A 7,259-nucleotide genomic window follows, 5' to 3' on the forward strand; every position below is an offset into this window, starting at 1 on the left:
GTAAGTTCTCATTTATGGATTGTAAACAGAGCCATTGATATTATGTCCCAAAATACGACTGTGGTGAAGCAAAATGAGACAGCTCTATTAAATGAATGGCGTACTAATTTGGAGGAAGGCATTTATTCTGCAGATTATAAAAACCCATACTATGATAATTCCACATTCGCTTCACACTTCTATGATCCTGATTCAGAAAAAACGTATATTCCATTTGCTAAACAAGCAAAGCAAACGGGAGCAAAGTATTTTAAATTAGCTGGCGAAGCTTATCAAAATAAAGATATGAAAAATGCATTCTTTTATTTAGGATTATCACTTCATTATTTAGGGGATGTCAACCAACCAATGCATGCAGCAAACTTTACTAACATTTCGCATCCATTTGGCTTCCACTCAAAATATGAAAACTTCGTTGATACAGTGAAAGACAATTATAGAGTAACAGATGGAGATGGCTATTGGAATTGGAAAAGTACAAATCCAGAAGAGTGGGTTCATGCATCAGCATCAGCTGCAAAAGCTGATTTCCCATCAATTGTTAATGATAATACGAAAAGTTGGTTCCTAAAAGCAGCGGTATCACAAGACTCTGCTGACAAATGGCGTGCTGAAGTAACACCGGTAACAGGAAAACGTTTAATGGAAGCACAGCGTATTACAGCTGGATATATTCATTTATGGTTTGATACGTACGTGAATAACAAATAACAAAATACACTTATGCATAGGAAGGCACTGAAAAAGTGATTACTGTGAAAAAATAACGTGTATTTTATTAATATGTAGAAAATGGAAAGGAGTTCATTACCTGTATATAGTAGGTGGTGAACTCCTTTTTCTTATTAAGTGGGCTTTTTCAGTGGCCTTATATATGGCAAAAGTTATTTATGCTATAAAGTGAAACTTCCATCAGCTGAATATACTTTAAAACCAGGTTCCGTAGTTGCTGGAGTTGTAAATAAAACAATCAATTCACCTTTTGCACAGTTTTGGCAAGGTAGCGGTTATTGGGATACAGCTACAAAAGTTAAACCATCATCTACTTCAACAGGTGCAATTAAAACAGATGATTTAAAATTAATTCGTTCAGATGTGTTAGAAAAATAAAATTGATCAAGCTGATCTTCACCCTCATCCCACCTAACTCAAGAGGCATCCGCACCTAACTCAAGAGGCATCCACACCTTCAAACTGACTATTATAAAGCGAAGCATAGAAACCATCAGCCTTCAATAACTCTTCATGATTACCTTGTTCTACAATATCCCCGTCTTTCATGACAAGGATTAAATCGGCATCACGGATTGTTGATAATCTATGAGCGATGATAAAGCTTGTTCTGCCTTCCATGAGGTTTTCCATGGCTTTTTGAATCAGCACTTCTGTACGAGTGTCAATGGAGCTTGTTGCTTCGTCGAGTATGAGTATTTTCGGATCCGCTAGAAGGGCACGGGCAATTGTTAGTAGTTGCTTTTGTCCTTGGGATACGTTGCTTGCTTCTTCGTTTAGTTTCATTTGATATTTATTTGGTAAGGTTTTTACGAAGCTGTGAACGTGGGCTGCTTTCGCTGCTTCAATCACTTCTTCGTCGGTTGCACCCAGTCTACCGTAACGTATGTTTTCCATGATGGAACCGTTAAATAACCATGTGTCTTGTAGCACCATCCCGAACATGCTGCGCAAGTCTTCGCGGGTGAAGTCTTTTATGTCGTGACCGTCTATACAGATGGCACCACTGTTTACATCATAAAAACGCATTAATAGTTTTACGATCGTTGTTTTACCTGCTCCGGTTGGTCCTACGATGGCTACCTTTTGTCCAGGTTTAATATTAGCTGAGAAGTTATTGATGATGATTTTATCTGGATTATATCCAAATTGAACATCTTTGAATGTAACTTCTCCTTTAACTTCTTGAAGCTTCACTGGGTTTTCTGCTTCCGGAATTTCTTCTTCTTCATCTAAAAATTCGAAAACTCTTTCTGCAGCAGCTGCAGTGGATTGAAGTACGTTAGCGATTTGGGCCACTTGAGCGATTGGTTGCGTAAAGCTTCTAACATATTGCACAAATGCTAAAATATCTCCAACAGCAATTGTTCTCTTTACAGCGAGCCATCCGCCTAAAATGGATACAGCTACGTAACCGATATTACCGATAAACATCATAATCGGCATCATCATTCCAGATAAAAATTGAGATTTCCATGCAGAGTGGTAAAGAGTATCATTCACCTCTTCGAATTTTTTCACTTCTTCTTCTTCAGTGTTAAAAGCTTTTACGATATTGTGACCACTATAAATTTCTTCGACCTGACCGTTAACGTGTCCTAAATACTCTTGTTGGGACTTAAAGTATTTTTGTGATCTTTTTACGACGCCCATTATGAGTGTCATTGATACTGGTAATATTAAGAGAGCTACTAATGTCATTTGCCAGCTGATTGATAACATCATGATGAGTACACCGATGATTGTAATAACGGATGTGATGATTTGCGACATACTTTGGTTTAAAGTTTGACTCACAGTATCTACGTCATTTGTAACTCTAGATAATACTTCTCCATGTGTCGTTTTATCAAAGTACTTAAGCGGCATACGGTTGATCTTTTCATCAATTTCTTTTCTGAAGTTATAAGATACCTTTTGTGCGACTCCCGAAATGATATAGCCTTGGATAATGCCAAACGCAGTGCTCGCTATATATAATCCAAGGAGCAGGAGCGCAATGTTTCCGATATAGGTAAAGTCAATGGCAGCACCGTGCACGCCTGTTACTTTGTCTACGAGTCCTTCGAAAAGTTTTGTTGTCGCTTTACCTAAAATCTTTGGACCGACGATTGCAAAGGCAGCACTACCGATTGCGAAAATAATAACGATTAGGATTGAGAACTTATATGGCTTTAAGTATTGAAGTAACTTATTCATCGTTTCTTTGAAATTTTTTGCCTTCTCAATCTTCCTCATGCCGCCACCCATATGACCGCCGCCATGGCCACCTTGTCTGTTATGTTCTATTTTTCTATCACTCATGATGACAACTCCTCTCTTGAAAGTTGTGATAAAGCAATTTGCTTATAAACTTCACAGTTTTCCATAAGCTCTTCATGAGTACCAGTTCCAACTATTTTTCCTTCATCAAGCACAATGATCTTATCTGCATTCATGATTGTACTTATTCTTTGGGCAACAAGTAGAATAGTACTTCCCGCAATCTCATTGTTTAAAGCCCTCCGCAAGGCTGCGTCTGTCTTAAAGTCAAGAGCTGAGAAACTATCATCAAATATGAAGATTTCCGATTTTTTCGTAAGAGCACGCGCAATAGAAAGTCTTTGTTTTTGACCACCGGAAACGTTCGTACCACCTTGTGATATTTCTGTACGGAAGCTTTCAGGTTTCGCGTTAATAAACTCCATAGCTTGCGCGATTTCTGCCGCTTTTGCGAGTTCTTCTTCAGTTGCTTCTTTCTTACCGTATTTCAAATTACTTTCGATCGTACCTGAGAATAGAACTCCTTTTTGCGGTACATAACCAATTTTCTCTCTTAATTCCTTCTGAGATACTTCTCTAATATCCGTGCCATCTATTAATATTTGGCCGCTTATTACATCGTAAAAGCGTGGAATTAAGTTGATTAATGTTGATTTACCACTACCTGTACTTCCGATGAAAGCTGTCGTTTCTCCAGGTTTTGCGGTAAAGGTAATATTGGAAAGCACATCTTCTTCTGCACCTGGATATTTAAAGCTAACATTTTTAAATTCAACGTAGCCTCTCTTGTCAGAAGTAAAGGTTTTTGGCTCCGCTGCGTCATGAATAGAAAGGTCAGTATCTAAAACTTCTGCAATGCGCTGTGCGGATACAGAAGCACGCGGAACCATAATGGATACCATAGAAATCATTAAGAAGGCCATGATGATTTGCATTGTATATTGCATAAATGCCATCATATCACCAACTTGCATATGTCCCATATCCACTTGGTGTGATCCAACCCAAATAATAAGTACAGTAACGGCATTCATGATAAGCATCATCATTGGCATCATAAATGACATTAAACGGCTTACAAATAAATTGGTTCTTGTTAAATCTTGATTTCCTTTTTCGAATTTCTTTTCTTCATGCTTTTGATTATTAAAAGCACGAATCACAAGCATACCTGTTAAAGATTCACGAGTGATCAAGTTAATTTTATCTACTAACTTTTGGATACTCTTAAACTTAGGGATCGCGATGCTGAATAAACCAATGACTAAGCTTAAAATCGCGATAACTGCAACTGCGATAATCCATCCCATTGAAAGGTCTGTAGTAAGTACCTTAATAATTCCGCCTATGCCTAAAATCGGTGCATAGAATACGATACGAAGCAGCATAACCATAAGTGTTTGCACTTGTTGAATATCATTTGTACTTCTTGTGATTAGAGATGCAGTGGAAAACTTATCAAACTCTGCATTAGAAAAGCTTGTAACCTTTCGAAATACTTTCTTTCTAAGATCTCTACCTAATCCAGCAGCCACTTTTGCAGCAAGTAAACTCACGATAACGGTAGCTGCCATACTTACTAAGGATAAAAGCAGCATTTTTCCGCCAGAAGTAAGAATATAATTGGATTGAAGCTTATCTGTATTGATACCGATCTTTTTATATTCACTCTCAATGAATGAAACGGCTGACTGTGTTACCATGCTGCCTGGCATATTCTTAAACTTTTCATCCGTCTTTTCTTTCATTGCATCGATTTGATCTTGAGGCAGTTTAGCAATTACTGCAAAAGGATCTGTATTTGGCGGAAGCTTCGCCGGTGCTTTGTTATCACCTGGGGCAGTGAAAGCAGATGAGCCGCCTTTTTCAATTCCTTGTGTAATTAACATTGGTTTCCCGAATATATCGTTAAGTTCATTAATTGTATTTTTATCCTCTGTATGTAGCTTATAAAGCGGTTCTTTATCAAGCTGCGGATAATCTTTTAAGTCATTTTTCAGCTCACTTTGAGAAAGATTGTTCTTATCTAAAAGTACATAGTTGTCATCTACTTTTTTCTTCTCATTTTCATTCATAAAGAGTGTAAGTTTATCGAGCTCACTTTTACGAATAACCCCAGGTACTGCGTTTTCTACACCTTTTTGCTGAATACCTACATTCACAATGTTAGACATGTAGTCTGGCAGTGACAGGTCACATACGGCTTGTATGGATAATAGGCATATAACTGCAATGATTGAGGCAACAAATGGTTTTAAATGTTTGATGATCTTTAACATTTAATTCATCTCTCCATTTTCCTTTTCTAATTTTTTTAGCTTTTACTTCGGTTCCTTCCTTTATTCTTCGTATTCTCAGTAATGAATTCTAGCAGCTCTTTACGTGCTTTCGACCACAGATTAATTCTATGACTCTATGAAGATATGATGCAACTTTTAGGGTGTAGAATTTCATAATGAATTTGTTAAAGAATTTTAAACTATATATACATCAATTAAAAAACGGACATAAAACCCCTCTTTTTAGGTAAGAGAGAGCATCTGGCCATGCATAGAAGCGGTCAGGGCCTTTTTCTGCCACATGCGAAGTAAAAACAGAAAGCGCAAACGAGTGTAGGTTACTTTTTATTCTGTATAGCAGGGATTTAGATGTCGAAAAATTAATTCACAAATTCGGTTTCAACTAAAGGAAAACGGAGAATTCTCTGAATGGTCTGAGGACATTAGCATTGTAATGTTCCGTATTCTTCAGGAATCCATTACAAATGTAATACGTCATTCTGGTGCCAATGAAGTAGATGTATGTATACAAGAACATGCACAAGAATTATCGCTCATTGTTTCCGATAATGGACAATTTTTAAGTAGAAATTTATACCAAAATGGTTTTGGAGTAAAAGGAATGATTGAACGGTGTCAATCTGTTGGGGGAACTTGTAATTTTTCGGTTAATTCAGACGGGGGATTGAAGGTGGAAGCGATTATTCCTTTAATGAATCGTATATGTGATGAAGCCTAGAGATAGGAGGGACGACGAATGAAAACGATAAAAAAATTCGAATCATGTTAGTGGACGATCAACCAATCATCAGACAAGGGCTGACGTATATATTTAATAGTCAATCAGATATGGAAGTTGTAGGTGAAGCAGATAATGGTAAGGATGCCGTAAAGATTGTTTTGCGCTGCATACCTGATATCGTGTTGATGGATGTACAAATGCCGCAGGCGACCGGCATTGATGCAACTCGCAATATTGTGCAATCTTTGCCAGATACAAAAATAATATTGTTGACAACCTTTGATGTGCAAGACTATGTATTCGATGGGATTCGTGCTGGTGCCGCCGGATATTTATTAAAGGATACTCAAACGAAAGAGCTATTAGATGGTGTACGCTCTATACAGCGCGGCGCCACTTTATATAATAGCATGACAGCGAAACAAGCGCTCGCAAAGATTATAAATTCTAGAGATAATATTTCAACAAATCAGCCTAAGGCTTCACCTTCTATAGAATCATTAACAGATCGAGAAATTGAGATATTGCAACACATAGCATATGGAAAGAAGAATAAAGAAATAGCAAATATACTGCGTATTTCAGAAGGAATTGTTAAAATCCATGTACATAACATTATTCAGAAACTTGAGGTGGCAGACCGCACGCAAGCTGTAGTTTTAGGGATTCGTATGCAATTAGTAAGATAAATTGTTCTGAGGTAGAGAATTCGATTTATTATAAAGGGGGGAAGATACACTTTTGTAAAGATAATATTGGGGTAGCACCACATCGCCATCAACCTAAGAAAACAGGTCACCCCCCATAACGAAAATTTTACCTTTTTACAGTTATTACTGAGAATTCGACTCATCTTTTTCGTTTTTGGGACAATTAATCCCTTAAGTTGGTAGATGTGTAATGACACTTATATTGTAACTGGAAAGTAACAATAATTACATTGATGGATATTTTGTGTCGTTAAAATAAAAAAGATTACATTTTTGTTACAAAAACTATTGATTATATTTAAAGATCATAATATAATTCTGTTTGTGGAAATAAAAACTAAAATTATTCATTATTTGGGGGATATGGAAAATGAAGAAAGCTATTTTACCAGTTTTAATGTCTGCAATGTTTGTAGTGCCTGCAGTATCTCATGCTGAAAACCAAGAAGCTGTAAAACAACTTACTCCAAAAACAGAACAGGCAATGCAGAAAACAGGGTGGGTAAAAGAGGGAAATACATGGTATTTCTATGA

General features: G+C 37.0%; 6 protein-coding genes. 4 read left to right on the plus strand and 2 right to left on the minus strand.

All coding sequences use genetic code 11. The features are described 5' to 3' along the window. The coding region (locus tag C564_RS0130680) for a phospholipase C (RefSeq protein WP_018768117.1) at positions 1-711 on the plus strand (711 nt) is incomplete at its 5' end. A 189-nt stretch (positions 712-900) separates the two neighbouring features. Then, on the plus strand, positions 901-1,110 hold the full coding sequence (locus C564_RS0130685; RefSeq protein ID WP_026008768.1) for a hypothetical protein: 210 nt from the start codon (positions 901-903) through the stop codon (positions 1,108-1,110). A 60-nt stretch (positions 1,111-1,170) separates the two neighbouring features. On the opposite strand, the gene C564_RS0130690 is transcribed toward C564_RS0130685, so the two are convergent. Further along, complete coding sequence (locus C564_RS0130690; RefSeq protein WP_018768119.1) at positions 1,171-3,036, minus strand: ABC transporter ATP-binding protein; 1,866 nt, start codon at positions 3,034-3,036, stop codon at positions 1,171-1,173. Next, complete coding sequence (locus C564_RS0130695; protein WP_018768120.1) at positions 3,033-5,273, minus strand: ABC transporter ATP-binding protein; 2,241 nt, start codon at positions 5,271-5,273, stop codon at positions 3,033-3,035. The genes C564_RS0130690 and C564_RS0130695 overlap by 4 nt, the downstream gene beginning before the upstream one ends. A 454-nt stretch (positions 5,274-5,727) precedes the next feature. On the opposite strand from C564_RS0130695, the gene C564_RS0130700 reads away from it, so the two are divergent. Both C564_RS0130700 and C564_RS0130705 read left to right on the plus strand, forming a co-directional pair. Beyond that, positions 5,728-6,012 carry a sensor histidine kinase gene (locus tag C564_RS0130700; RefSeq protein WP_018768121.1) on the plus strand — a complete coding sequence of 95 codons (285 nt, stop codon included), beginning with the start codon at positions 5,728-5,730 and terminating at the stop codon, positions 6,010-6,012. A gap of 44 nt (positions 6,013-6,056) precedes the next feature. Further along, positions 6,057-6,704, plus strand: a complete 648-nt coding sequence (locus tag C564_RS0130705) for a response regulator (RefSeq protein ID WP_018768122.1) — start codon at positions 6,057-6,059, stop codon at positions 6,702-6,704. Positions 6,705-7,259: the final 555 nt, after the last annotated feature.

Source organism: Bacillus sp. 105MF (assembly GCF_000374885.1).
Taxonomy (GTDB): Bacteria; Bacillota; Bacilli; order Bacillales; family Bacillaceae_G; genus Bacillus_A; species Bacillus_A pseudomycoides.